23 protein-coding genes and 1 pseudogene are annotated in these 25069 nt (G+C 72.9%); 10 read left to right on the top strand and 14 right to left on the bottom strand.

The features are described 5' to 3' along the window. Window positions 1–128, top strand: a pseudogene (locus tag C8054_RS33225) (DNA translocase FtsK); the annotation flags it as partial. Between the two features lie 199 nt (window positions 129–327). Beyond that, window positions 328–918 (top strand): pyridoxamine 5'-phosphate oxidase family protein, encoded by a 591-nt coding sequence (locus C8054_RS11880; RefSeq protein WP_107156823.1) that lies wholly within the window; start codon window positions 328–330, stop codon window positions 916–918. A 34-nt stretch (window positions 919–952) separates the two neighbouring features. Here C8054_RS11880 and C8054_RS11875 read toward each other — a convergent pair whose 3' ends face one another. Continuing rightward, complete coding sequence (locus C8054_RS11875) at window positions 953–2434, bottom strand: peptide MFS transporter (protein WP_107156841.1); 1482 nt, start codon at window positions 2432–2434, stop codon at window positions 953–955. A gap of 198 nt (window positions 2435–2632) precedes the next feature. On the opposite strand from C8054_RS11875, the gene C8054_RS11870 reads away from it, so the two are divergent. Further along, window positions 2633–2974: an RNA polymerase-binding protein RbpA gene (locus C8054_RS11870; protein WP_007460094.1), complete on the top strand. Its 342-nt coding sequence runs from the start codon at window positions 2633–2635 to the stop codon at window positions 2972–2974. A 69-nt stretch (window positions 2975–3043) separates the two neighbouring features. On the opposite strand, the gene C8054_RS11865 is transcribed toward C8054_RS11870, so the two are convergent. From C8054_RS11865 to C8054_RS11825, 9 genes are all read right to left on the bottom strand, one after another. After that, complete coding sequence (locus tag C8054_RS11865; RefSeq protein ID WP_107156822.1) at window positions 3044–3562, bottom strand: FxsA family protein; 519 nt, start codon at window positions 3560–3562, stop codon at window positions 3044–3046. A 55-nt stretch (window positions 3563–3617) separates the two neighbouring features. Beyond that, window positions 3618–4394, bottom strand: a complete 777-nt coding sequence (locus tag C8054_RS11860; RefSeq protein ID WP_107156821.1) for a polyprenol monophosphomannose synthase — start codon at window positions 4392–4394, stop codon at window positions 3618–3620. Between the two features lie 22 nt (window positions 4395–4416). Further along, window positions 4417–5964: an apolipoprotein N-acyltransferase gene (lnt, locus tag C8054_RS11855; protein ID WP_233219600.1), complete on the bottom strand. Its 1548-nt coding sequence runs from the start codon at window positions 5962–5964 to the stop codon at window positions 4417–4419. Window positions 5965–6517: 553 nt separating this feature from the next. Further along, complete coding sequence (locus C8054_RS11850; protein ID WP_107156820.1) at window positions 6518–7852, bottom strand: glutamate mutase L; 1335 nt, start codon at window positions 7850–7852, stop codon at window positions 6518–6520. Between the two features lie 46 nt (window positions 7853–7898). Further along, window positions 7899–8297, bottom strand: coding sequence for a hotdog domain-containing protein (locus C8054_RS11845; RefSeq protein ID WP_107156819.1), 399 nt, complete (start codon window positions 8295–8297; stop codon window positions 7899–7901). Continuing rightward, a complete protein-coding gene (locus C8054_RS11840; RefSeq protein ID WP_107156818.1) occupies window positions 8294–9052 on the bottom strand; it encodes an OAM dimerization domain-containing protein in 759 nt (252 codons plus the stop codon). The genes C8054_RS11845 and C8054_RS11840 overlap by 4 nt, the downstream gene beginning before the upstream one ends. After that, window positions 9049–10608 (bottom strand): lysine 5,6-aminomutase subunit alpha, encoded by a 1560-nt coding sequence (locus C8054_RS11835; protein WP_107156817.1) that lies wholly within the window; start codon window positions 10606–10608, stop codon window positions 9049–9051. The genes C8054_RS11840 and C8054_RS11835 overlap by 4 nt, the downstream gene beginning before the upstream one ends. Beyond that, the gene (locus C8054_RS11830) at window positions 10605–12176 is read right to left on the bottom strand and encodes an amidohydrolase (protein ID WP_107156839.1); all 1572 of its coding nucleotides are present in this window, start codon (window positions 12174–12176) and stop codon (window positions 10605–10607) included. Before C8054_RS11830 ends, C8054_RS11835 begins: the two co-directional genes overlap by 4 nt. A gap of 4 nt (window positions 12177–12180) precedes the next feature. Further along, complete coding sequence (locus C8054_RS11825) at window positions 12181–13230, bottom strand: zinc-binding alcohol dehydrogenase (RefSeq protein WP_199199709.1); 1050 nt, start codon at window positions 13228–13230, stop codon at window positions 12181–12183. A 155-nt stretch (window positions 13231–13385) separates the two neighbouring features. On the opposite strand from C8054_RS11825, the gene C8054_RS11820 reads away from it, so the two are divergent. Beyond that, window positions 13386–14792, top strand: coding sequence for a KamA family radical SAM protein (locus tag C8054_RS11820; RefSeq protein WP_107156815.1), 1407 nt, complete (start codon window positions 13386–13388; stop codon window positions 14790–14792). 63 nt (window positions 14793–14855) lie between these two features. Here C8054_RS11820 and C8054_RS11815 read toward each other — a convergent pair whose 3' ends face one another. Then, window positions 14856–15050: a CsbD family protein gene (locus tag C8054_RS11815; protein WP_091057359.1), complete on the bottom strand. Its 195-nt coding sequence runs from the start codon at window positions 15048–15050 to the stop codon at window positions 14856–14858. A gap of 157 nt (window positions 15051–15207) precedes the next feature. Between C8054_RS11815 and C8054_RS11810 the strand changes: the two genes are divergently transcribed. Then, the gene (locus C8054_RS11810; protein WP_107156814.1) at window positions 15208–15819 is read left to right on the top strand and encodes a histidine phosphatase family protein; all 612 of its coding nucleotides are present in this window, start codon (window positions 15208–15210) and stop codon (window positions 15817–15819) included. Here the strand turns inward: C8054_RS11810 and C8054_RS11805 are convergent. From C8054_RS11805 to C8054_RS11795, 3 genes are read right to left on the bottom strand one after another with little or no spacing between them, the layout of a single operon-like run. Beyond that, entirely contained in the window at window positions 15749–16255 is a 507-nt protein-coding gene (locus C8054_RS11805; RefSeq protein WP_107156813.1) for an Lrp/AsnC family transcriptional regulator, read from the bottom strand. The two genes, C8054_RS11810 and C8054_RS11805, sit on opposite strands and share 71 nt — an antisense overlap. 59 nt (window positions 16256–16314) lie before the next feature. After that, window positions 16315–16530 (bottom strand): DUF433 domain-containing protein, encoded by a 216-nt coding sequence (locus C8054_RS11800; RefSeq protein ID WP_107156812.1) that lies wholly within the window; start codon window positions 16528–16530, stop codon window positions 16315–16317. A gap of 9 nt (window positions 16531–16539) precedes the next feature. Further along, window positions 16540–17682 (bottom strand): acyl-CoA dehydrogenase family protein, encoded by a 1143-nt coding sequence (locus C8054_RS11795; RefSeq protein WP_107156811.1) that lies wholly within the window; start codon window positions 17680–17682, stop codon window positions 16540–16542. 246 nt (window positions 17683–17928) lie between these two features. Here C8054_RS11795 and C8054_RS11790 point away from each other — a divergent pair, with 246 nt between their 5' ends. Genes C8054_RS11790 through C8054_RS11770 form a run of 5 tightly spaced genes read left to right on the top strand, consistent with a single transcriptional unit; the run spans window position 17929 to window position 25039 of the window. Further along, window positions 17929–18399, top strand: a complete 471-nt coding sequence (locus tag C8054_RS11790) for a hypothetical protein (protein ID WP_199199707.1) — start codon at window positions 17929–17931, stop codon at window positions 18397–18399. Further along, window positions 18399–19796, top strand: a complete 1398-nt coding sequence (locus C8054_RS11785; RefSeq protein ID WP_107156809.1) for a hypothetical protein — start codon at window positions 18399–18401, stop codon at window positions 19794–19796. The genes C8054_RS11790 and C8054_RS11785 overlap by 1 nt, the downstream gene beginning before the upstream one ends. Then, complete coding sequence (locus tag C8054_RS11780) at window positions 19793–21112, top strand: VWA domain-containing protein (RefSeq protein WP_107156808.1); 1320 nt, start codon at window positions 19793–19795, stop codon at window positions 21110–21112. Before C8054_RS11785 ends, C8054_RS11780 begins: the two co-directional genes overlap by 4 nt. A gap of 13 nt (window positions 21113–21125) precedes the next feature. Next, window positions 21126–22238 carry an AAA family ATPase gene (locus C8054_RS11775; RefSeq protein ID WP_107156807.1) on the top strand — a complete coding sequence of 371 codons (1113 nt, stop codon included), beginning with the start codon at window positions 21126–21128 and terminating at the stop codon, window positions 22236–22238. Beyond that, entirely contained in the window at window positions 22235–25039 is a 2805-nt protein-coding gene (locus tag C8054_RS11770; RefSeq protein ID WP_107156806.1) for a DUF5682 family protein, read from the top strand. Before C8054_RS11775 ends, C8054_RS11770 begins: the two co-directional genes overlap by 4 nt. The last annotated feature ends 30 nt before the right edge of the window (window positions 25040–25069 follow it).

Below are 25069 nucleotides of genomic sequence, written 5' to 3'. Positions count from 1 at the left end.
TCGAGCTGGGGCCGGGCGTCAAGGTCGAGCGGATCACCCAGCTCTCCCGCAACATCGCGTACGCGGTGAAGTCGCCGGACGTGCGGATCCTCAGCCCGATCCCGGGCAAGAGCGCGGTCGGCGTGGACCACCGACCGCGACGCCGCCGAACGGCGCGCCGGGCAGCTCGCCGACCAGGTCAGCGACCTGGCCGGGGCGCTCGCGCGGCTCGGACGCCCCGCCTGACCGGGTTCCGGCCGGGGCCGCTCGCGCGGCTCGGCGCCGGTTGACCGGCCACGCAGCGGGACGGGGCAGCGCGGCACCGGCCGGCCGGGCGAGGATCACGGCATGGGAAAGACGCATGACCGCATCGACGGCCGGTTGCGGGAGTTCATCGAGGCGCAGCCGATGTTCTTCGTCGCGACCGCCCCGTTGTCCGGCGACGGCACCGTCAACCTGTCACCCAAGGGGCTGCGCGGCGCCCTGGCGGTGCTCGACGCGCACACGGTGGCCTATCTGGACTTTGCCGGCAGCAACGCCGAGACCATCGCGCACCTGCGGGAGAACGGCCGGGTCACGCTGATGTGGTGCGCGTTCGCCGGCCCGCCGAACATCGTGCGGGTGCACGGGCGCGGCGAGCCGGTGTTCCGCGACGACCCGCGCTGGCCCGACCTGCTGCGGCACTTTCCCGACATCGACCCGGGCCCGCACGGCCTGCGGGCGGTGATCGTGGTGCGCGCCGAGCTGATCCGCGACACCTGCGGCTACGCGGTGCCGCTGATGAGCTACGACACCGACCGGGACCTGCACGGGCGGCGGTTCGCCCGGGAGGACGACGCGTCGCTGTCGGCGTACTTCGCCGGCAAGGAGCACGTCGCGACCAGCATCGACGGGCTGCCCGGCCTGCCGCTGCCGTTGCCGCCCACACCGGCGGCGTGAGTCGTCCGGCGCTGAGCCGGCTCGGGGTCGCCGGTCAGTGGATGCCGGCCATCAGGCCGCGGATCTGCCGGGTGAACATCACCGCGGCCACCCCCAGCAGCACCGACGCCAGCCCGAACGTCAGGAAGTACGCCGACTGCGACCAGTTCTGCGCCAGCCGGGCGACCTGACCGCCGATCGCGTCGCCGACGGCGGTGGCGAGGAACCACAGGCCCAGCATCTGGCTGGCGTACTTCACCGGGGCCAGTTTCGTGGTGGCCGACAGGCCCACCGGGCTCAGCGACAGCTCGCCGGCGACCTGGATCGCGTACACCGCGACCAGCCACCACGGGGAGACCAGGTCGCCGCCGACGGCGGCCTGCGCGGCGGCGGCCATCAGCACGAACGACAGGCCGTTGAGGACCAGGCCGACGGCGAACTTCGTCGGCGTCGACACCCGGTGGCCCAGACGCAGCCACAGCCAGGCGGCCAACGGCGCGCCGATGATGATCAGGATCGGGTTGACCGACTGGAGCCAGGACGCCGGGAACGTGAACCCGGCCACGTCGCGGTCGGTGCGGTCGGCGGCGAAGATGTTCAGCACCGAGCCGGCCTGGTCGTAGATCAGCCAGAACGCGGCGGCGAACACGAACAGCCACACGTACGCCTTCATCCGGCGGCGTTCCGTGCCGCTGATCTCCCGGTCGGTGAGGATCCGCGCGAAGTAGCCGACGGTCACCAGCACGGTCACCGCGGTGAGCAGGTTGACCACCGTGTTCACGGTGAACCAGCCGGTCAGCAGCAACCCCAGCAGGACCACCAGCAGCACGGCGGTGACCGCGCCGGCGCGGGTCAGCGCCCGCCGCCGGTCGGCGCCGAGCAGCGGGTCGGCGGGGCGGGCGCCGGCGTCGCCCAGGTTACGGCGGCCGAGCACGTACTGCGCCACGCCGAAGGTCATGCCGACCGCGGCCGCGCCGAACCCCAGATGCCAGTTGATCTTCTCGCCGAGGAAGCCGGTGACCAGCGGCGCGATGAACGCGCCCAGGTTGATGCCCATGTAGAAGATCGAGAAGCCGGCGTCGCGGCGCGGCGAGTCCCGCTCGTACAGGTCACCGACCATGGTGGAGATGTTGGGTTTGAGCAGGCCGGTGCCGAGCACGATCAACGCCATGCCGGCGAACACGCTCCACCCGGTGGGCACCGCCATCACGTAGTGACCGGCAGCGATCACCACGCCGCCCCACAGCACGCTGCGCCGCGCCCCGAGCAGCCGGTCGGCGACCCAGCCGCCGGGCAGCGCCATCAGGTAGACCATCGCGTTGTACGTGCCGTACACGGCGTTGGCGGTGGACTCGCCGATGCCGAGACCGCCGTCGGCGACCGTCGCGGTCAGGTACAGCACCAGGATGGCCCGCATGCCGTAGAAACTGAACCGCTCCCACATCTCGGTGAGGAAGAGGGTGGACAGCGCCCGCGGGTGACCGAAGAAGGTCCGACCCGCGGGCGGTCGGGCCCCGACCTGCGCGTCACTGCTCATCGTCACCTCCGGCACGCGTGGTGGGTAACATCCCCGGTGACGGGCGAAACACTCCAGCCGATTCGGGCGGCTGCCCCGGCCGGTTACCCTTGACGTTCCCGACCCGCGGACGGCCCGACCGACGCGGGTGGGGAATGGGCGGGCGGTGACCGGCCGTTACACCTGAGGACCAGCACCACGAACGAGGGGAAGTCGATCATGGGCGAGCGTATGCTGCGCGGTAGCCGGCTGGGCGCGGTCAGCTACGAATCCGACCGCAACACGGAGCTCGCGCCGCGTCAGACCCGCGAGTACCTGTGCGCCAAGGGCCACCAGTTCGAGGTGCCGTTCGCCGTCGACGCGGAGGTCCCCACGACCTGGGAGTGCAAGTTCGACGGCAGCGTCGCCCGGCTGGTCGACGGCAACGAGCCGGAGCAGAAGAAGGCCAAGCCGCCGCGCACCCACTGGGACATGCTGCTGGAGCGGCGCTCCATCGCCGAGCTGGAGGACATCCTCGCCGAGCGGCTCCAGGAGGTCCGCACCCGCCGCGGGCGCGCCTGAGCACCGACAACGTCGAAACGCCCCCGGGGATCACCTCCCCGGGGGCGTTTCGTCACGTCTGGGCCGTTCTCAGCGGTCCACGATCTCACCCTCGATGGCCGGTCCCGGCCGCGGCGACTGCCCGGCCGGCGGCGACTGCGGCGACGGCGCGGGCTGCGGCGCACCCGGGTACACCCGCACCCGACGCGGACCGAACAGGTCACCGGCGACCATCGACGACACCCGCCGCTCCGCGCTACGGCGCACCCCACCACCGGCGAGGCGCCGCAGCGGCGGCACCAGCAGCAGCAGCCCCACCAGGCCGCTGACCAGCCCCGGCAACGCCAACAACAGCGCACCCGCCAACCCCACCAGGCCGTCGGTCACCTGCGGCCCCGGCGGCTGACCGGCCTGCGCGGCCGCCCGGAACCGCCGCCACGCCCGCATGCCCTCCCGGCGCAGCAGCACCAGACCCAGCAGCGACGCCGCGAACACCAGCAGCAGCGCCGCGCCGAACCCGACGGCCCGCCCGACCAGGACGAAAACGGCCAGCTCCAGCAACGTCAGCAGCAGCAGAGCCAACGGTACGAATTTCAGTCCTCGGCGCATCTCACCTCATCGGCCGCAAGTGTCGTCACGCCCCTCCAGCATGACACGCCCCCGCTCACGGCCACCGGGCCAACGCGTCCGGGCGGCCCCGCACCGCCGCCCGACGGTCCCGCACCCCCCACCGGGTGACCCGCCACAACGCCTCCGCCACGATCATCGGACTCATCTTGCTGTCGCCGTGTTCCCGCTCGGCGAACGTGATCGGCACCTCCACGATGCGCACCCCGGCGCGGTGCGCCAGCCGGGACAACTCCACCTGGAACGCGTACCCCTGCGACCGCACCGACCCCAGGTCGATGGCGTCCAGCACCGCCGAGCGGTACACCCGGTAACCGCCGGTGGCGTCGCTGACCGGCATGCCCAACGCCACCCGCGCGTACAGGTTGCCGACCCGCGACAACAGCAGCCGCCGCCACGGCCAGTTCACCACCCGCGCGCCGCGCGTCCACCGCGAGCCGATCACCACGTCGGCGTCGCGGGCGGCGGCCAGCAACGCCGGCAGGTCCTCCGGGGCGTGCGACCCGTCGGCGTCCATCTCCACCACCGCGTCGTAGCCGCGCTCCCGCGCCCACCCGAACCCGGCCAGGTAGGCCGCGCCGAGACCGTCCTTGCCGGGCCGGTGCAGCACGTGCACCTGCGGATCGACGCCGCAGATCGCCTCCGCGATGCCGCCGGTGCCGTCGGGGCTGTTGTCGTCGGCGACGAGCACGTCCACCGCGGGCGCCGCCGCGCGGACCCGGGCGACGATCCGCCGCACGTTGTCCGCCTCGTTGTAGGTGGGGATGACCACCAGGACCCGCCCCACCCCGGGATGGCCGGCTTGCGCACCCACCGTCGTACCGCCTCTCCTCGGCTCAGCCGGGGACGACCTCCCGGCGTCGACGCGCCACGGCCGCACCGAGCAGGGCCGCGACCGCGAACGCCGCGAACGCCGCCTCCGGCCACGCCCCGACCACGGTGGCCGGGGTACGCCCGTCCCCGAGTCGCATCTGCCGCACCACGACCTCGGCGGTGTTGAACCCGGTGGCACCGTCTACCCGCCCGTCCGGGGAAACGAACCCGGACACCCCCACCGTGGAGGCCATCAACGCGGCACGGCCGTGCTCGACGGCCCGCAACCGCACCATCGCCAACTGCTGGCGGGCCTCCGCCACGTCGAACGTGGCGTTGTTGGTCTGCACCACCAGCAGTTGCGCGCCGCCGGTGACGGTGTCCCGCACGATGCCGTCGTAGGCGACCTCGAAACAGATCACGTCGCCGAGCGTGGCCACCCCGGCGTCGAGCACCCCCGGCCGGTCACCGGGGACGAAATCGGACCGCACCCGGTCGACCTCGGCGCTGACCTTCCGGGCGATCGCCCGCAGCGGCACGTACTCGGCGAACGGCACCGGATGCCGCTTCGTGTACACCTGGCCCAGGTCGGGGCCGCTGCCGGGCCGCCACAGCAGGCCGGCGTTGCGGACCTGACCGGGGCCGGGACCCAGCAGCACGGCGCCGACCAGGATCGGCGCGCCGATCGCGTCGGCGGCCTGCGAGATGCGGTAACCGGCGCCCGGGTTACGCAGCGGGTCGATGTCGCTGGAGTTCTCCGGCCACACCACCAGGTCGGGACGCTGCGCCTCGCCGCGACCCACCCGCCCGGCCAACTCGACGGTGGCGTCGACGTGGTTGTTGAGCACCGCCTGCCGCTGGGCGTTGAAGTCCAGCCCGAGACGCGGCACGTTGCCCTGCACGATCGCCACGGTGACGGTGTTCCCGCCGCCGCGTACCCCGACCGGGACGGCCGCCCCGACGGCCAGCAACGCCACCAGCACGGCGGTCAGCGCGGCGACCGGCCGCCACCGCCCCGCCGGACGGCGCCAGTCCCGCCACGCCACGGCCAGCAGCAGCCCACCGGCGAACGCCACGGCGAACGTGACGAGCGGCGCGCCGCCGAGCGCGGCGAGCCGCAGCAGCGGCGACGTGTCCTGGCTGAACGCCAACCGCCCCCACGGGAACCCACCGAACGGCGTGCGGTCGCGCAGCGCCTCCTGCCCCACCCACAGCACCCCGGTCAGCAGCGGCCACCCCACCCGCCACCGGTCCGCCAGCGGCGACACCCAGGCCGTCGCGGCGCCCAGCAGCGCCAGGTAGCCGGCCTGCAACAGCGACAACAGCGCCCACGGCAGCCAGCCGGTGTGCAGGTTCGTCCATTCCAGCAGCGGCGCGAACAACGCCACCCCGGCCAGGAAACCCAACCCGGCGCCGGCACGCAGCCGCCGCCGGTGCGCCGCGGCGGCCAGCAACGCCACCCCGACCGGCGCGAGGGGCCACAGCCCGTACGGCGGGAACGCCACCAGCAACGCCAGCCCGGCCGACACCGCGGCCGGCACGGCCAGCCTCAGCGGCAGCGGACGCCCCACGGCGCCCGGGTGGCGTGCCCCGTCGGCGGCACGCGGCTGTTCCCGGTCGAGCGTCGTCACCGGCACCTCACCACGATCACGGGCCGAAGGCTACCCGGCCGCCGCGTCGAGGCGCCCGTAGGTGCCCCGGCGACGGAAATCGGGGCGCGGCCCAAGCCGCGCCCCGATGCTCCCAGGCCCTCCCCGGCCGGTGGGGCGAGGACGATCGGCACCGACCTTCGGACCGACCGGACGTGGACTGGCTGCCCCCGCCTGGCCGTTGTCTACTGGCCGTTCCTCTCACCCTGCCCGTACACCGGTAACCGCGACCGGTTCGCGCCGCCCCGCCGACCCCCGCCCGCTGGACCTGGCCGCCGCAACCTTCCGGTCACTCGGCCAGCGGACGAGAGGACGAAACGAACAACAGCCGCTTCCCGTGGTAGGACTCAAAGACGGTACGGCGTGCACCCCCGCCGCTGTCAACCCACCCCGGCCTGTCGTGTGTTGCGCCACGGCGTGTCGCGTCGGCGCGTCTCGATACGCCGACAGCCGACCGGGCCCGCCGGCGCAGCGCTCAGCCGGCCAGATGCCGACGCAACAGGGCCACCGCCGCACCCGGATGATCAGCGGCGAGCAGCCCACCGGCGGCCAGCACGTAGTCGACGTCGACGACGGCGCGCGCCGCCCGCGGCAGCGGCCACCCACCGGCGTGGTCACCGAGCACCGCCGCCAGCACACCGGCGGCGTCGACCGGCGCGGCGTGCCGCAACACCCCACCGGAGCCCACCATCACCCGCACGTCCCGCAGATCCCGGCCGGCGCGTTCACCGGTCGCCGCGCCCCGGGCATGCCGCCGCAACGCCACCGTCGCGGCGAGCCCGGCGATCCGCCGCTCCACGGCCCGATCGGCGTCGTCGGCGGGCAGGAACCCGGGATCCGCGGCCCGCACCGCCGCCGCAGCCGCCAGGCCGTCGACCTCCCCCACCGCGAGCAGCCGCTCCTCGGCGGCGGCCCGCACCACACCCGGGGCGCTCCACCGCATCCCCAGGTCCCCCTCGACGGTGCGGGCCCGCCACAGCGTGCCGGCGACCTCCTGGCCCGGTCCGCTGTCCCGCTCGTCGGGCGTGAGCACCGAATAGACGTCGGTGGTGGCGCCACCGACGTCGACGACGGCCAGGTCCCCGCCGAGCGCGTCGGCGAGAACCTCCACCCCGGTGAGCACCGCATCCGGGGTGGCCGCCCGCACCAACCGGGCGAAACGACCACCACGGGACAACTTCTTACCACCGATGACGTGCCGCAGGAACACCTCCCGGATCGCCGCGCGGGCCGGACCGGGCGTCAGCACCCCGATCCGCGGCAACACGTTGTCCGCGACGGTCACCGGCACCCCCGCCGCGGACAACGACGCACCCAGCTCGCCCCGCACGTCGACGTTGCCGGCGAGCACCACCGGCACCCGCCAACGCGCCCGCGCCAACCGCGTCGCGTTGTGGGTGAGGGTGTCCGCGTCACCGCCGTCCGTGCCGCCGACGAGCAACACCACGTCGGGCCGGGCCGCGCGCAACGCCGCCAGCTCGGCCCGCCCGAGCCGCCCGGCTGCCACGTGCACCACGTTCGCCCCGGCGGACAACCCGACCCGCCGGCCCGCCTGCGCCGTCACCAACGGCTCGTAGCCGACCACGGCCAGCCGCAGCCCACCCCCCGCCGACGAACACACATACCAGGGCACGTCCCCACCGGCCAGCCCCGCGGTGGCGGCGCCCACCGCCGCGTCCAGACCGTGCAACACGTCGGTGCCCACCGTGGTCGGCGCGGCCGCCGCGCCGACCAGCCGACCACCGTCGAGATCCACCACCGCGGCCTTCGTGTACGTCGACCCGACATCGGCGCAGACGACGAGGCTCACGCGCCGCCGCCCTTCGTCAGCGACTCCCGGCGCCGCACAACCGTGCTCACGCCGCAGGAGGGACGACCACCGTGCCGGTGGCGGTGACCGCCACGACCGGCTCGGCGAGCACCTCGGCGGCCGACTCCCCCCGATCCGGTCGCCCCCGACACACCACCCGCGCCTCGAAGTCGATGGTGCGGCTGCGGGTGCCCACCCGGGTCACCGTCGCCGTCACCTCCAGCACGTCACCAGCCTTCATCGGCGCCCGGAACTGCACGTCGGAATAGGACGCGAACAGCCCCTCGTCGCCGTCGGTACGAATGCACACCTCGGTCGCCACGTCCCCGAACAACCCCAACGCGTACGCCCCGTCCACCAGGTTCCCGGCGTAGTGGGCGTGCGAGTACGGCACATACCGGCGGTGCGTGACGCTCAACCCCACCCGGGGATCCTGCTCACTCAACTGCTCGCCCTCCTGGAAGTGATCAACGCGTGCACGAGGTAACTGGCCACCTCGCCCGGAGTCGTCCCGCGACCGAAGATCCGGTCCACGCCCAACTCGCCGGTCATCGTCTCGTCGAAACGCGGCCCACCCACGATCAGCAAGGGCCGCTTCCCGGCCGGCATCGCCTCCCGGAACGCCGCCGACATCTCCCGCGTGTTGTGCAGATGCGCGTCACGCTGCGTCACCACCTGCGACACCAGCACCGCGTCCGCCTTCTCCTTCCGGGCCGCCTCGACCAGCTCCGGCACACTCACCTGCGCGCCCAGGTTGCTGACCCGCAACTCCCGGTAGTACTCCAGGCCCTTCTCCCCGGCGATGCCCTTCACGTTCAGGATCGCGTCGATGCCCACCGTGTGCGCGTCCGTGCCGATACATGCCCCCACCACCGACAACTTACGACGCATCCGCTGCTTCACCACCGCGTTGACCTCCTTGGCCGACAGCAGCGGAAAGTCCCGCTCCACCACCTGCACCTTCTCCAGGTCGACCAGATGGTTCACCCGCCCATACACCACGAAGAACGTGAACCCGTCCCCGATCGGCTTGGCGTGCACCAGCATCGCCGGATCCATGCCCATCCTGTTCGCCAACTGCACCGCCGCGCCCTCGGCCCGCTTGTCGTGCGGCACCGGCAACGTGAACGACACCTGCACCATGCCGTCACCCGTGGTGTCCCCGTACGGCCGCACCACCGACTTCCCGCGCTCGCTCATGCCGGCTGCTCCAGGATCTCCGTCGCCGGGTTGAAGTAGTCACCCTCGTGCCGCGCCACACCGTCCAGGCCCTTGCCCCGGTCCGCCGGCCGCTTCATGATCCCGAACGTGCCCTCGGCGATCGCCGTCAACAACGACTGCTCCCCGATCCGCTCCAACAACTCCACCGCCTCACCCAACACCCGATGCGCCCGCTGCTGGATGAACCCGCCCGGCGCCGGCACGAAATCCTCGTGCAACCCACCCGCCGCGCCCAACACGTACCGCACGTTCTGCAACGCGACGTCCCGGTCCGACAGCCACGGCGTCACCACCGCCTCCGTCATCATCCCCACCAGCAGAATGCCCTGCCCCGTCATGGTCCCGACCAGGTTGAAGAACCCGTCCAACAGGTTCCCCCGGAACACGTCCCCGGTCATGTGCTTCGTCGGCGGCATCCACTTCAACGGCGCGTCCGGGAACAACTCCCGCGCCAACAAGGCGTGCGCCAACTCCAACCGGAACGACTCCGGCACATCCGGATTGATCTCGAACGCGTGCCCCAGCCCCAACAACCCGTCCGACAACCCCGCCTCGTGCGCGAAGAACTCGTTGAGCAATTGCGACACCGTCACCGTGTGCGCCTCGTCCACCGCATCCGCAGTGGTCAGGTAGTTGTCCTCACCGGTGTTGATGATGATCCCCGCCCGCGCGTGCACCTGCCGCGAGAACCGCTGATCCACGAACGTCCGGATCGGGTTGATGTCCCGGAACAGAATCCCGTACATCGAGTCGTTGAGCATCATGTCCAGCCGCTCCAGGCCCGCGAGCGTGGCCATCTCCGGCATGCACAACCCCGACGCGTAGTTCGTCAACCGCACGTACCGGCCCAACTCCCGCGACGTCTCGTCCAACGCCGCCCGCATCAACCGGAAGTTCTCCTGCGTCGCGTACGTACCCGCGAACCCCTCCCGGGTCGCCCCCTCCGGCACGTAGTCCAACAACGACTGCCCCGTCGACCGGATCACCGCGATCACGTCCGCGCCCGCCCGCGCCGCCGCCTGCGCCTGCGGAATGTCCTCGTAGATGTCCCCCGTCGCCACGATCAGATAGATCCACGGCCGCTGCTTCGGATCCCCGTGCCGCTTCACCAACCGGTCCCGCTCCGCGCGCCGCCGGTCGATCTGCCGGACCCCCGCCGCGACCGCCTTCCGGGCCGCCCGCCGCGCCGCCGTCGCCGCCTTGCCCGACGGCACCCCGAACCGCACCGACCCCGCCGCCGCCTTCTGCGCCAGCAACGTCACATCCGAGACGCCCTCCCGCGCCAACGCGTCGAACACCGGCACCGCCACCCCGTGGCCCAGACCCACATCCGCCACCACCGCGTCCACCAGACGGTTCACCCACGGAATACCGTCCGGGTCCGCGCCCGACACCCCGGCCAGCCGCAGCACCGCCCGCTCCACCGACACCGTGGTGTGGCTGCGCGCCAGATCCACCACCGGCTGCCCCGCCCGACGCGCCAACTCCCGCGCCCGCGACACCAGCACCGGATCCAGCCCAAGCTTCCCTGTCACGAAGACCCTTCCTGATAGATCACGTCACCGCGCAACACCGTCGCCCGACACACCGGCAGCGGCGTCGGATCATCCGGCCCCCGCAACTCCGGATCCGCCGCCAACACCACCGGCAACCCCCGGTCCACCCCGGCCGGCGCATCCCACACCGCGAACGTCGCCGGCGCCCCCAACGCCAGCACCCCCTCGCTGTCCAGATGCACCGCCCGCCACCCGCCACGGGTGTGCGCCGCGAACGCCGCCCGCACACTCATCCGCTGCGACGGATTGTGATGCGCCGCCGCCGCCCGCACCGAACCCCACGGATCCAACGGCGTCACCGGCGAATCCGAACCGAACGCCAACGCCACCCCCACCCCGTGCATCGCACCCATCGGATTCGACTCCAACGACCGGGACAAACCCAACCGCGACTCATACATCCGACCCGCGCCACCCCACAACCTGTCGAACGCCGGCTGCATCGACGCCACGATCCCGAACTCCACGAACCCGGCGATCAACCGCTTACTCATGATCTCCGCGTGCTCCACCCGGTGCCGCGCCGCCCGCAACCGCTCCGTGCCCACCTTCTCCGCCGCCGCCGCGAACCCCGCCAACACCGTGCCGATCGCCGCGTCCCCGATCGCGTGGAACCCGCCCTGCATCCCGTGCGCCGCACAGTCCAACAAATGATCACGAACCTGCTCCGCCGACACGTACCCGTGCCCACACGCCCCCGGCTCCCCGTCCAGGTACGCCGCCGACACGTGCGCCGTCCGCGACCCCAACGCCCCGTCCGCGAACAGATCCCCACCGGCGCCCACCGCACCCAACTCCCGGGCCTTCGCCGCACCCAGCAACTCACCCCAGTACCCGTACACCTCCGGCACCCCCGCCCCCGAGATGCCCAACAAACCGGTGAAGTCCTCCTCATCCGAAATGCCCGGACCACCGCACTCGTGCACCGCCGCGATACCCAACGACGCCGCATGCCCCAACGCCCGCCGCTGCGCCGCCACCCGCTGCGCCCGCGTCACCGACCCGAACGCCGCCGCCCGCACCACATGATGAGCGTCCCGCCGCAACCAACCCGACGGGTCGTACCCCGCCACCGACGACACCTCCGGACACGCCGCCAGCAACGCCGCCGACACCAACGCCGAATGGATCGACGCCTGCGACAGATACACCCGCCGCCCACCCGCCGCCCGATCCACCGCCGCCGCGTCCGGCACCACCGGCGTCACCCACGTCGACTCGTCCCAACCGTGCCCCAACACCACCGCGTCACCCGGCAACCCCACCGCGAACGCCGACACCGCGTCCAACAGCTCCCCGGCCGACCGCACCCCCGACAGATCCAGCCCCGACAACGCCAGACCGGTATCCGTCGCGTGCACGTGCGCGTCCACGAACGCCGGCGTCACCAACGCGCCGTCCAACTCCACCACCCGGTCCGCGGACGGCGCCTCCGCGTCCGCACCCAACCAGGCGATCCGCCCGTCCCGCACCAACAACGCCGTCGCGCTCGGCTCGGCCGGACAATGCAACACTCCACCGCGGTACAGCGTCGAGGGATTCGTCATGACCTCAGTCTGCCGCCAGCCGCGCCTCGAACAGACCACGGACCCCCGGCTCGGCCCGCAACAACTCCAACGCCAGCTCCGCGTGCCCCGGCACGAACCCGTTCCCCACCAGCATCGTCACGTCCGCCGCCAGCCCCTCCGCCCCCAACGCCGCCGCCGCGAAACTCGTCGCCATCGAGAAGAAGATCACCGTCCCGCCGTCCGCCGTGGCCAACACCGCGCCGTGCTCACACCCCGGCACGTCCACGCACACCACCGTCACGTCCGCCGGCACCCCCAACGCCGTGGTCACCGCCGACGACAACCCCACCGGATCCCGCGCGTCCGCCAGCGCCACCGCGTCGGCCAACCCGGCCGCCGTCAGCGCGTCCCGCTCCGCCGCCACCGGCACCACCCCGACCGTACGACCCGCGCCCGCGCGCCGCGCCGCCGCCAGGGACAACGACCCGCTCTTACCGGCCCCACCGATCACCGCCACCGACACCGGACGCGCGTCACCCTCCCGGGCCCGCCGCGCCACTTGCTCGGCCACCACCCGCGCCGTCAACGCCGGCGCCCCGCACACGTCCAGCACGGCCAGGGACAGCTCCGGATGCAGATCCGCCGGCAACACCGCGGCGATCGACCGGGCGAACAGGATCGCGTACCCGTCACACGGCACCTGCTCGCTGCGCCCGTCCCACCGTTCCAGGCCGTCGGAGATCGTCAACGGCGTCAGCGTCAACGACACCAGCGTGGCCACCCGGTCGCCCGCGCGCAGCCCCAGCGGGGACCGGCGGCCCGCCTCCTCCACCGTGCCGATCAGCATCCCGCCCGACCCGGTCACCGGGTTCTGCATCTTCCCCCGGGTCGAGATGATCTCCAGCACCTCGGCGCGGACCTTCTCGCCGTCCCCGCCGTGCTTCTCCGCCAACTGCCGGAAACTCGCCGCGTCCAGGTTCAGCCGCTCCACCCGGATCCGCACCTCGTTCGCCGCGATCCGCGGGTCGGCGTCCAGCCGCCAGGCCGCCTGCGGCAGCACCCCCGCCGGTTCCACGACTCGGTGCAGACCCACCGGTGACGTCACGCCGACCCCCTACGTTCAGCCGCCCGAACCCCGGGGTGGGGTTCGCGTCGCGGGAAAACTTACGGCAGACTAATTTCTTCACCGCAGATTTTCCAGTAGCCTTCGCAAGGTTGATCAACCCGCACCGCAGACGAGGAGGGGCCGTGACCCAGACCCAACCGGTGGAGACCATCCCGACGCCCCGCTCCACGCCGGTCGCCGTCCCCACCGCCGGACAGCCCTACGAATACCGGCGCGCCCCCCTGGTCGAGCCCGACTGGACCCGCTTCCCCGGCTGGCACCACGTCACCCGCGAACAGTGGGAGAACGCCCAGTGGCAGCGCGTCAACTGCGTCAAGAACATCAAGCAGCTCCGCGCCGTCCTCGGCGACACCGTCGACGAGACCTTCTACGCCGACCTCGAAGCGGACCAGAAGGCCCTGGCCACCATGTCCATGCTGGTGCCGCCACAAATGATCAACACGATGGTGCCGTTCGCGCCCATGACCACCGAGGCGCTGCTCGCCGACCCGATCCGCCGCTACATGATCCCGGTCGCCTCCGACCGGCGCACCGACTGGCCCTCACACCCCTACGCCAGCCGCGACAGCCTCCACGAGCACGACATGTGGGTCGCCGAAGGTCTCACCCACCGCTACCCCACCAAGGTCCTCGCCGAGCTGCTCTCCACCTGCCCGCAGTACTGCGGCCACTGCACCCGCATGGACCTCGTCGGCAACTCCACCCCCGCCGTCGACAAGCTCAAGCTGACGCTCAAGCCCGTCGACCGCTACGACGCCCACATCGCCTACCTCAAGGCCCACCCCGGCGTACGCGACGTGGTCGTCTCCGGCGGCGACGTCGCCAACGTGCCCTGGCGCAACCTTGAGTCCTACCTCATGCGCCTGCTGGAGATCGAAACCATCCGCGACATCCGGCTCGCCACCAAGGCCCTGATGGGCCTGCCCCAGCACTGGCTCCAGCCCGACGTCGTGGAGGGCCTCGAACGCGTCGCCCGCACCGCCGCCCGACGCGGCGTCAACCTCGCCATCCACACCCACGTCAACCACGCCCAGTCGCTGACCCCGCTGGTCGCCAGGGCCGCCCAGACCGCCCTCGACGTCGGCGTCCGCGACGTCCGCAACCAGGGCGTGCTGATGCGCGGCGTCAACGCCACCAACGCCGACCTGCTCGACCTCTGCTTCGCGCTCCAGGGCGAGACGGGCATCCTGCCGTACTACTTCTACATGTGCGACATGATCCCCAACGCCGAGCACTGGCGGGTCCCGGTCTGGCACGCCCAGCAGCTCCAGCACGACATCATGGGCTACCTGCCCGGCTACGCCACCCCGCGCATCGTCTGCGACGTGCCCTTCGTCGGCAAGCGCTGGGTGCACATGCTCACCGACTACGACCGTGAGCGCGGCATCTCCTACTGGACGAAGAACTACCGCACCTCGATCGAGTCCGCCGACCTGGAGGCGCTCAACAAGCGCTACGCCTACTACGACCCGATCGACACGCTGCCCGAGGCCGGCCAGTCCTGGTGGCACGCCCACCGCGACGACTGATCCGCGTCGACACACACCCGAAGGCGGGCCACCGGCACTCCGGTGGCCCGCCTTCGTCAGTCGTCACTTCTCGAACGCGTCCTTGACGTCGCGGCCGGCCTGCTTCACGTTCTCCCCGGCCTGCTTGGCGCGCGCCGTGCTCTGCTCGCTGGCGCCCTCAGCCCGCAACCGCTCGTTGTCGGTCACGTCGCCGATGCGCTCCTTGGCCATGCCGCTCATCTCCTGGGCCTTGTTCTTCGCCTTGTCGGTGAAGCTCATGTCGCCCTCCTCGTCTGGGCTGCGCGTTCCCTCGTCGCGTCCCCGGTGCGTTGGGTCGCAAACACGTGCGAGGGCACACCACTGCTAAGGCATCCTAGGACAATAGGGTGTAGGCGGGCGCCGGGCGGGTCGGGTGCCCGCGTGGTTGACTGAGCCGATGAACGAGATCCTGCTGGTACGGCACGGCGAGACCACCTGGAGCGCCAGCCACCGGCACACCTCGTACACCGATCTGGAGCTGACCGCCGACGGCGAGCGGCAGGCCCGCGCGCTCGCTCCCCTGCTCGCCGGCCGGCGCTTCGCACGGGTGCTGTCCAGCCCCCGGCAACGGGCCACCCGCACCGCGCTGCTGGCCGGGCTCACCGTCGACGCCACCGACCCCGAGCTGGCCGAGTGGAACTACGGCGAGTACGAGGGCCGCACCACCGCGGCCATCCAGCAGGAACGACCGGGCTGGAGCATCTGGACCGACGGCGGCCCCGGCGGGGAGTCACCGGAGGCCGTCGGCGCCCGCCTCGACCGCGTGCTGGACCGGGTCACCCCGCTGCTGGAACACGGCACCGTCGCGCTGGTCGGGCACGGCCACAGCCTGCGGGTGCTCGGGGCACGCTGGATCGGGCTGCCGCCGTCGGCCGGCGGGCTGCTGCGGCTGGACACCGCCACGCTCAGCGTGCTCGGTCATGAGCACGGCCGGCGGGTCATCCAGCGGTGGAACCTGCCGGCTCCGACGACGACCGGGAACGGCCCCGACCAGGCAGCTCGCCACTGATCTTCGGCGGCCGGTTCTCGTAGGGCGTGGACAGCACCACTGTGGTGCGGGTGGTGACGTTAGCAGCGATGCGGATCTCCTGCAGCAGCCGTTCCAGGTCGGCCGGGCCGGCCACCCGCACCAGCAGGAGGTAGAAATCCTCCCCCGCGACCGAGTAGCAGGAATCGATCTCGGGCAGGTGGGCCAGCCGCTCCGGCGCGTCGTCGGGCTGCGACGGGTCGAACGGCCGGATCGCCACGAAGGCGGTCAACGGCAGCTCCAGCGCCTCGAACGACACGCGGGCGGCGTACCCCTTGATCACGCCGCGCTGCTCCAGCCGGCGGACCCGCTGGTGCACCGCGGACACCGACAGGCCCACCCGCTCGGCCAGATCCGTGTACGACAGGCGACCGTCCCCGGTCAGCGCGGCCACGATCGCGCGGTCGATCTCCTCCACGCGCTGCAACCTACCGGAGATAGCGCTCCCACGCCGTACCCGCCTCGCCGCGGTGACGCTCAGCGGGCCGTGCGGTCGCGGACCGCGTCGGCGGCGTAGTTCAGCACCTCGACCATGTCCTCCTCGTCGAGGAACGGCAGATCGGTGAGGATGTCCGTGACGGACATGCCGTCGGCCAGCATGGCCAGCAGCGTGGCCACCGGGACGCGGGACTGCCGCACGCAGGGCGCGCCGCCCATCACGTCGGGGTCGGCGGTGATCCGGGGGAAGGTCACCGCGACAGGTTAGCCCTTCGCCAGGTCGCGGGAGATGACCAGCCGCTGGATCTGGTTGGTGCCCTCGACGATCTGCAGCACCTTCGCCTCGCGCATGTACCGCTCGACCGGATGGTCGGCGACGTAGCCGGCGCCGCCGAGCACCTGCACCGCGTCGGTGGTCACCCGCATCGCCAGGTCGGTGGCGAACAGCTTCGCCTTCGCCGCCTCGATCGAGTACGGCCGGCCCGCGTCGCGCAGCCGCGCGGCGGCCAACAGCAGCGCGCGGGCCGCGGAGATGCCGGTGGCGTGGTCGGCGAGCATGAAGCCGAGGCCCTGGAAGTCGACGATGGCGCGGCCGAACTGCTGCCGCTGGCGCGCGTAGTCGACCGCGTAGTCCAGCGCGGCCTGCGCCAGGCCGACCGCGCAGGCGGCGATGCCGAGGCGGCCGGAGTCCAGCGCCGACATCGCGATGGTGAAGCCGGCGCCCTCGCCGCCGATCAGCCGCTCGGCCGGCACCCGGGCGTCGTCGAACGCGATCTGCGCGACCGGGGAGGCGTGCAGGCCCATGGTGCGCTCGGCGGCCTGCGGCGCGATGCCGGGCGTGGCCCGGTCGGCCAGCAGGCAGGAGATGCCCTTCGGGCCGGGCCCGCCGGTGCGGCAGAAGATGTTGTAGAAGTCGGCGACCCGGGCATGGGTGATCCACGCCTTGGTGCCGGTCACCACGTAGTCGTCGCCGTCGCGGACCGCGCGGGTGGCCAGCGACGCCGCGTCCGACCCGCCCTGCGGCTCGGAGAGGCAGTACGCCCCGAGCAGCTCCCCGCCGATCATGTCGGGCAGCAGCTTGCGCTGCTCGTCGGTGCCGAACTGCGCGAGGGGGTAGCAGGACAGCGTGTGCACGCTGACCGCCTCGGCCACGGCCAGCCACCGGCTGGCGAGGATCTCCAGCACCTGGAGGTAGACCTCGTACGGCTGGGCGGCGCCGCCGTGCTCCTCGGCGTACGGCAGGCCGAGCAGGCCGGCCCGGCCCAGTGTGCGCAGCACGTCCCGGGGGAACTCGGCCCGCTCCTCGAAGCCGGCGGCCTTCGGTGCCAACTCCCGGTCGGCGAGCTCGGTGGCGAGCTCCAGCAGGTCGTGTGCCTCGTCGGTGGGCAGGATCCGGTCGACGTTCATAGCGCGATGAGCTCCAGGGGTGGGTGAGCCGGTGCGGCGTCCGGGTCCGGACCATGCCAGCTTAACGGTCGTTTGGGCGGTGGTGGGAGTCCGCGTCGCTGTCGTACCCGTGGTCCATGATCCTTGTCGTCACAGCGGCACGGAGCACGGGCCGGCGACGGCGTTCCGGCGTGCCCGGCGACGTCCACCGGCGGGAAGGTCGAAACGATGACGGAGCCGACGGACGCCGCACGGCGACGACGGAGCGTGCTGCGGGTCGCGCCCCCGGCGCGGGCCCGCAAGCTGGCCAAGGTGCCCTTCGTGGAGCTGGCCGACGGCCGGCTGCAGGGGGTGGTGTCCAGCGGGTCCGACGTGGAACGGGTCTACGTCTCCTCGGTGGCCGCCGGCAGCCACGCGGTCAACTGCAGCACCAACAACAACCGCCCCTGCGGCGGCCTGCGCGGCAGCCTGCTCTGCAAGCACCTGCACGCGCTGGCCGACGAGGCGGTGCTCCAGTACGGCGTCGAGCAGGTCGCCCGCTACCTGCGCATCGACGCCGGCGACGGCGTCGACAGCGGCGTCGCGCTGCTGGCCCGCACCGACGCGCGGCACGAGCCGGGGCCGGCGGCGGTGGTGTTCAGCCGCTTCCTGCGCCACCTGGCCTACCTGGAGGTCGCGCCGAGCACCGCGCCGGTACCCGAGCTGCACTGGTTCCCGGCCACCGCGGCGGTGCGCTGATGCTCGCCACGCAGCTCACCCAACTCGACGACGACGCACCCGCCGGCCTGGCCGAGGCACTCGCCGTGGTCGACGGCGTCGACGACTCGCTGACCCGCGGGCTGGCCCGGCCGGGCGAGCCGGACGCCGCCGCCTGGGCGGCGCTGGCCGCCGCGGTCGACGGCACCCCGCTGGCCGAGCGCACTGCCGAGGCGGTACGCGCCGCGACCACCGGCGCGCTCACCGAGGACCACCTGGCCGTCCTCGCCGGCGCCCGCGCCGCGCTGCTCGGCGCCGTCCACGACGCGCTGCTGGACCGGCTCGACACCGCGCTGCACCGCTCCCGCGCCCCGTGGCCCGCCGCGCCGTCGGCCGCGCCGGGCGCCACTCCCGCCCTGGCCGGGGCGCGCGCCTGGCTGCACGAGCTGACGCTCGCCGGCTGGCGCGGCGCCGACCACGAGCTGCTCTCCGGCGCCGCCGGGCCGGTGGAGGCCACGCTCGCCGAGCCCGCCCAGCGCCGCCTCGCGGTGCTCCTCGACGGTCTCGCCGCCGAGCTGCGCGCCGGCCTGCCGGTGACCGCCGCGACGCCGGTGCCCACCCGCCGGTGGGCCGACCTGTGGACCCGGGCCGTGCTGCTCGCCGCCGGCGCCGCCACCGAGGCCGCCCCGGCGGAGACGGTGTCCGGCCGGCTGCTGCCGCTCGGCGTCGACGTGCACGAGCACGACACCGCGTTCCAGGCGCAGCTGCACGCCCTGCTCGAACCGGCCGCCGGCGGTCCGGGCCGCCTCGTCCGGGTCACCGTCGTCGCGGCCAAGGTCGCCACGATCGTCGGCCCGGCCGGCTGGCGGCTGCTGGAGGCGTACCCGATACTGCTCAAGGCCCTCGCCGAGCGGCGGGCCGTGACCGTCACCGACCTGCCCGCGCACGGCGGCGACCTGCACTGGGTCGAGGAGCGCGCCGTGCTCGGCGACCCCGCCGACCCGTTCGCCACCGCCCGGGTGCTGCTCGCCGACGCGACCGCGCCGGCCACCCCGCCGCTGCAACGCCACCCCGCCGCGCTCGCCGAACCGGTCCTGGTCGAGGGCCGCGTCGTCCGCGGCGACGACGGCGACCCGGTGGTCGCGCTCGACGGCCGGACGATCCCGCTGGCCGTCGACCGGCTGCCCGCCGCCGGACCGCTCACCCCGGCGCTCGTCAACGCCGCCACGGCGTGCCTCGGCCTGCTCCGCTGGGACGACGACCGCTGGCTGCTGCAACCACTCGCCGTGCGGGCCACCGTCAAACGGCAGACCGTCGAGGCGCACAACGGCGACTGGGCGTGCGGCGTCACCGACCCCAAGGTGGCCAAGGCCGAGGCGCGGGCCGGCGACGCGGTGGCCGTGCTGCGCGAACGCGCCGGAAGGTTGCTGCGCCGATGACCGCCGACCGCGACCACGCCAACCGCCGCCAGGTGCTCTACTGGCGACTGCTCGCCCGCCTGTTCCACCCCGACGAGCAGCCCGCGCTGGAATCCGCCAGCGTCGCCGTCGTCGACGACCTCGACCTGCCCACCGCGCTGCTGGACCCGGCCGTCTCCGTCGACACCGTCGTCCAGCGCTTCCCGGCGCTCGCCGACGAGCTGCGCGACCTGCTCACCCCCGGCCCCGACGCCCCGGCCGGCCCGTTCCAGCCCACCGAGACCGAGGTACGCCGGGCCGCGCTGGCCTCGAAGCTGCTGCTCAACGTGTTCGCCACCGGCGCCGGTGAGGTCAGCGCCGGGCAACTGGCCCGCTGGCAGGCCGACGCCGGCTGGTTCGAGCAGGCCTGCGGCGCCGCCCCCGGAGAGCTGCGCAAGGAAGGGTCCGGCCTCGGCGCCACACTCGCCGGCCTGGAGGGCGACCTGGTCCGCCGCATGCGCCTGCGGGAGGTCCTCGCCGACCCGGCGCTGGCCGCCCGGCTCACCCCGAGCATGTCCCTGATCGAGCAGCTCCTGCGCGACAAGTCGAACCTGTCCGGGGTGGCGCTGGCCAACGCCAAGTCACTGATCCGCCGCTACGTCGACCAGGTCGCCGAGGTGCTGCGCACCCAGGTCGCGCAGACCACCGTCGGCACGGTCGACCGCTCGGTGCCACCCAAGCGGGTCTTCCGCAACCTCGACCTCGACCGCACGATCTGGCAGAACCTCACCAACTGGAGCCCCGACGACGAACGCCTCTACGTCGACCGGCTCTACTACCGGCAGACCGCGCGGCGCACCACGCCGTCGCGACTCATCGTGGTGGTCGACCAGTCCGGCTCGATGGTCGACTCGATGGTCAACTGCACCATCCTCGCCTCCATCTTCGCCGGGCTGCCCAAGGTCGACGTGCACCTCATCGCGTACGACACCCGGGCGCTGGACCTCACCCCGTGGGTGCACGACCCGTTCGAGGTGCTGCTGCGCACCAACCTCGGCGGCGGCAACGACGGCCCGGTCGCCATGGCCCTGGCCCGCCCCAAGATCGTCGAGCCCCGCAACACGGTCATGGTCTGGATCTCCGACTTCTACGAGTTCGACCGCTCCCAGCCGCTGTTCGACGGCATCGAGGCCGTGCACCGCTCCGGGGTGAAGTTCATCCCGGTCGGCTCCGTCAACAGCTCCGGCAACCAGAGCGTCAACCCCTGGTTCCGGCAACGCCTCAAGGACCTGGGCACCCCCGTCATCTCCGGCCACATCCGCAAGCTCGTCGTCGAGCTGAAGAACTTCCTCACCTAGGAGAGCACCCCTGATGTCCGACATGCTCCGCGCCCCCGCCGAGGTCACCTACGCCGACGAGCTGGCCTACCTCGAGTCGGTCGACACCGGGCCGAAGCCGTTCTCCTGGCGTCTGAGCCCCCGCATGGTCCGGCTGTTCGTGCTCGGCTCCGAACGCGCCGACGGCCTCGACCGGGAGATCCCGCAGAAGTGGTTCGGCGACCGCAGCTTCGTCGAACGCAGCATCGTCACGCTCGCCTCCGACCGGGGCCTGTTGCTCATCGGCGACCCCGGCACCGGCAAGAGCTGGCTCGCCGAGCTGCTCTCGGCCGCGATCTGCGGCAACTCCACACTCGTCGTGCAGGGCACCGCCGGCACCACCGAGGACCACATCAAATACTCCTGGAACGTCTCCATGGTCATCGCCCGCGGCCAGTCCCGCGAGTCGATGATCCCCTCGCCGATCATGACCGCGATGGAGCGCGGCGTCATCGGCCGCTTCGAGGAGCTGACCCGCTCCACCAGCGACGTGCAGGACGCCCTCATCTCCATCCTGTCCGAGAAGTACGTCGCCATCCCCGAGCTGGACCAGGACAACATCGTCTTCGCCCAGCCCGGCTTCTCGATCATCGCCACCGCGAACAGCCGCGACCGGGGCGTCAACGACCTCTCCTCCGCGCTCAAGCGCCGGTTCAACTTCGTCCGCATCCCGGTGGTCACCAACAAGCGCAGCGAAGCCGAAATCGTCCGCTTCCGCACCGAGGAGCTGCTGCGCCGGCACCGCATCGAGCTGGAGGTCCCGCCCACCCTGCTCGACATCCTGCTGCAGAGCTTCGCCGACCTGCGCGCCGCCGCGTCCGCCGCCACCAGCGACGACGAGAAGCTCGAGTCGGCGCTGTCCACCGCCGAGCAGATCGGCGTGCTGGAGGACGCCGTCCTGCACAGCCAGTTCTTCGGCGACCGCACCCTGCGCGCCGGGACGCTCGCCGGGTCGCTGGTCGGCTCGCTGGCCCGACGCAGCCCGGAAGACCTGGCCATCCTCAACAAGTACCTGCACGGCGTCGTCGAGCCCCGGGCCAAGGCCGACGGCGGCGAGTGGGACGGCTTCCTCGACGGCGGCCGCCAGGCGATCGCGGCGCTGTCATGACCGCACCCGCCCCGACCGGCCTCTTCGGCGCGCTGCGCGAGCAGCTCACCGACGCCGCCGCCGCGTTCGCCGAGTCCCCCGACGCGCTCGCCGGGATCCTCGCCGGCATGGTCGACGACGTCGACCGGGCCCTCGGCGAACGCCTGGAGATCTTCCCGGTCTGCCACCACTCCCCCGCGTCCGCGCTGGCCATGGCCCGGCGACTACGCGCCCGCCCACCCAAGGTCATCTACCTCGAACTCTGCGAGGACCTGCGCCCCCTCCTCGACGAGCTGCGCAACTGCCGCCTCCCGGTGGCCGTGCAGGCGTTCGCCACCGAACTCGACGGCTTCCCCGCCGAGTGGAGCCCGCTGAGCGTCATCGCCCCGATCACCGAGGCCTCCGCGGAATACCAGGCCATCGCGTACGCGCTGGACACGCCCGGCGTCGAGCTGGTGCTGGTGGACCGCTCCACCGACCACGTCTTCCAGTGGACCCCGCGCGACGGCCAACCGGCCGACCCCGACCCGACACCAGCCGCCGACGAGGACGCCGCGCTGCACGGCGACGCGGTCGGCGTGGAGATCGGCGACCTGCGCCCCCGCTTCGCCGAACTGGAAGCCCACCTGCTGCACCACGGCAAGGTCCGGCACTGGTCGGAGTGGTGGGACCAGTACGTCGAACGCCCCCTCGCCGACGCCGACCACGACACCTACCGGCAGGTCATGGTGCTGATCGGCAGCCTGTTCCGGCGGCTGCGCCCCACCCGGTCGGCCCGCGACGACCGCGACGAGGACCGGGAACGCCACATGTGGACGCGGATGCGCCAGCACCTCGCCGCCTCCGGCGTCGACCCGGCCGACTGCCTCCACGTCTGCGGCGCGTTCCACGCCGCCAGCCACGTCGAACAGTTCGGCCTCGACTCCACCGCCCCGGACTTCCCGATCAGCCCCCGCACCGGCACCCGCTGGCGCTACGGCCTCATCCCGTCCAGCCACTCCGCCATCGAGGCGCAGTTCGGCCTCGCCCCCGGTACCGTCTCCATCGCGGCCGCGAACTGGGCCGCTGCGGTCGGCCGCACCCGGCTCACGCCGTACCGGCTGGCCGGACAGCAGACCGGCAAGAAGGGCCGTCGCACCCGGGCGACCCCGACGGCCACCTCGCCCGACGAGACCGCCGACCGGCTCAGCGGCTTCCTCGCCGCGCCACCGGCGCTCGACGCGCTGGACGAGGCGGAACTGCGCGGCTGGTGCGTCGACATCGTCCGACTCGCCCGCCGCAACGGCTACCTCGCCAGCACCGCCGACGCGATCGCCGTGTTCGAGACCTCGATCCTGCTGGCCAACCTGCGCAACCGGGCCAGGCCGACCCCCTACGACTTCGCCGACGCCGCGGTCACCTGCATCGAGAAGGACGTGGTGCCGGGCCGGCGCGACGTCCGCCGGCTCTGCGAGATCCTGCTCGGCGGCGACCGCATCGGCCAGGTCGGATACGACTCGCTGCCACCGCTGGCCCGCGACGTGCTCGACCGGCTCCGCCCGCTCGGGCTCGACCTGGAGCGGCGAACCGTGCAGCGGGCGCTGCTCGACCTGCGCGCCGACCCGGCGCTGGCACCCTGCTCCGACCTGCTGTGGATGCTGCGCCACCTGCTGCCCGCCGACGCGGTCCGCCCGATCATGGGCGAGCGCCGCCTCGGCCACCGCTCCACCCAGGAGAGCTGGGACCTCGCCCTCGGCCGCAACCAACGCGCCCTCATCGAGCTGGGCTACGAGGGCGTCACGGTCGAGCAGGTGCTGGAACAGCGGCTGCGGCGCGCGGTCCGCGGCCCGGACGCCACCGCCGCCCGCGCGCTCGCCGCCGTCGAGGACGCCATCCGCCTGCTCGACAGTCCCCGACTCGTCGACGAACTCGGCGCGCGGGCGGTGGAGCTGCTCGCCGCCGAACGCACCGTCGACGACGCGCCGGAGGTGCTGCGCCGCATCCGGCGGCTGCTCGCCCACCACCGCACCACGGCGTCGACGCTGCCGGCCTGGTGTCAGGCGTTCGTCACCACCGGGTACGCCCACTACTGCACACTGCTGCCCACCGCGTTCGTCGACGAGGCCACCGGCGTCCGCCAGGTCGGCGCCATGCTCGGCTTCCTGTTCCACATGGAGAGCCTCGCGCTGTCACTGGGCTGCGACCGGTCCCAGCTCGAACTGGCCGTCGCCCAGGCCCACCCCGAGGCGCCGGCCAAGCTGGCGCTGCTCTGGGCCGCCCGCCACCAGCTCGGCCTGCTGCCGCTGGCCCAACTCCGGGAGCACTGCGCCGAGTTGCTGGGCAACCCGCTGGTGGTGCCGGCGTTCCCGCAGTACCTGTCCGGGTTCGTGCACGCCCTCGATCCGGTGCCGGGGCTGGCGCCGTTCGTGGTGGAGACCATGTCGGCCGCGTTCGCCGGGCTGCCGGACCCGGTGCTGCTGCCGTGGTTGCCCACCCTGATCACCACGCTGCGGGAGCACGGCCCGGAGCTGGTGCCACTGCTGGTCCGGGAGGCGGAACGCACCTTCCCCGCCACGCTGCCCGAGCTGGACGCCTGGACACCGCCGTGGGCCGCCGCGCCGGCCACGCCGACGTCCGCCCCGGTGGTCGCGGCCGGGCCGGTGCACCGCCTGCTGACCGGGCACCCGGACGCCACCGACGCGGTGGCCGCGTTGCTCGGTTGCGGCGGGCCGTGGCGCTCCCCCACCGACGGCGGACCACCGCCACCCGACGCCGCCTCGGTGCTGCTCGCCGCTCATCCGGCGACCGCAGACGCGGTGGCGGCCCTCCTGGCGGCCACCTGACGGCACGCCCACGCCGACCGTACGTGGCGG

The sequence above is a fragment of the Micromonospora sp. RP3T genome (assembly GCF_003027925.1).
Classification (GTDB): Bacteria; Actinomycetota; Actinomycetes; order Mycobacteriales; family Micromonosporaceae; genus Micromonospora.
Note: the sequence above shows the minus strand (reverse complement) of the source record. Positions and strands in the feature narration are given on the sequence as shown.

Excerpts from the sequence above, each read along its gene's own strand:
- C8054_RS11840 (WP_107156818.1), bottom strand. The coding sequence starts at position 9,052 with ATGAGCGAGCGCGGGAAGTCGGTGGTGCGGCCGTACGGGGACACCACG.
- C8054_RS11775 (WP_107156807.1), top strand. The coding sequence starts at position 21,126 with ATGTCCGACATGCTCCGCGCCCCCGCCGAGGTCACCTACGCCGACGAG.
- C8054_RS11865 (WP_107156822.1), bottom strand. The coding sequence starts at position 3,562 with ATGCGCCGAGGACTGAAATTCGTACCGTTGGCTCTGCTGCTGCTGACG.
- C8054_RS11780 (WP_107156808.1), top strand. The coding sequence starts at position 19,793 with ATGACCGCCGACCGCGACCACGCCAACCGCCGCCAGGTGCTCTACTGG.
- C8054_RS11795 (WP_107156811.1), bottom strand. The coding sequence starts at position 17,682 with ATGAACGTCGACCGGATCCTGCCCACCGACGAGGCACACGACCTGCTG.
- C8054_RS11785 (WP_107156809.1), top strand. The coding sequence starts at position 18,399 with ATGCTCGCCACGCAGCTCACCCAACTCGACGACGACGCACCCGCCGGC.
- C8054_RS11830 (WP_107156839.1), bottom strand. The coding sequence starts at position 12,176 with ATGACGAATCCCTCGACGCTGTACCGCGGTGGAGTGTTGCATTGTCCG.
- C8054_RS11815 (WP_091057359.1), bottom strand. The coding sequence starts at position 15,050 with ATGAGCTTCACCGACAAGGCGAAGAACAAGGCCCAGGAGATGAGCGGC.
- C8054_RS11880 (WP_107156823.1), top strand. The coding sequence starts at position 328 with ATGGGAAAGACGCATGACCGCATCGACGGCCGGTTGCGGGAGTTCATC.
- C8054_RS11875 (WP_107156841.1), bottom strand. The coding sequence starts at position 2,434 with ATGAGCAGTGACGCGCAGGTCGGGGCCCGACCGCCCGCGGGTCGGACC.
- C8054_RS11810 (WP_107156814.1), top strand. The coding sequence starts at position 15,208 with ATGAACGAGATCCTGCTGGTACGGCACGGCGAGACCACCTGGAGCGCC.
- C8054_RS11770 (WP_107156806.1), top strand. The coding sequence starts at position 22,235 with ATGACCGCACCCGCCCCGACCGGCCTCTTCGGCGCGCTGCGCGAGCAG.
- C8054_RS11870 (WP_007460094.1), top strand. The coding sequence starts at position 2,633 with ATGGGCGAGCGTATGCTGCGCGGTAGCCGGCTGGGCGCGGTCAGCTAC.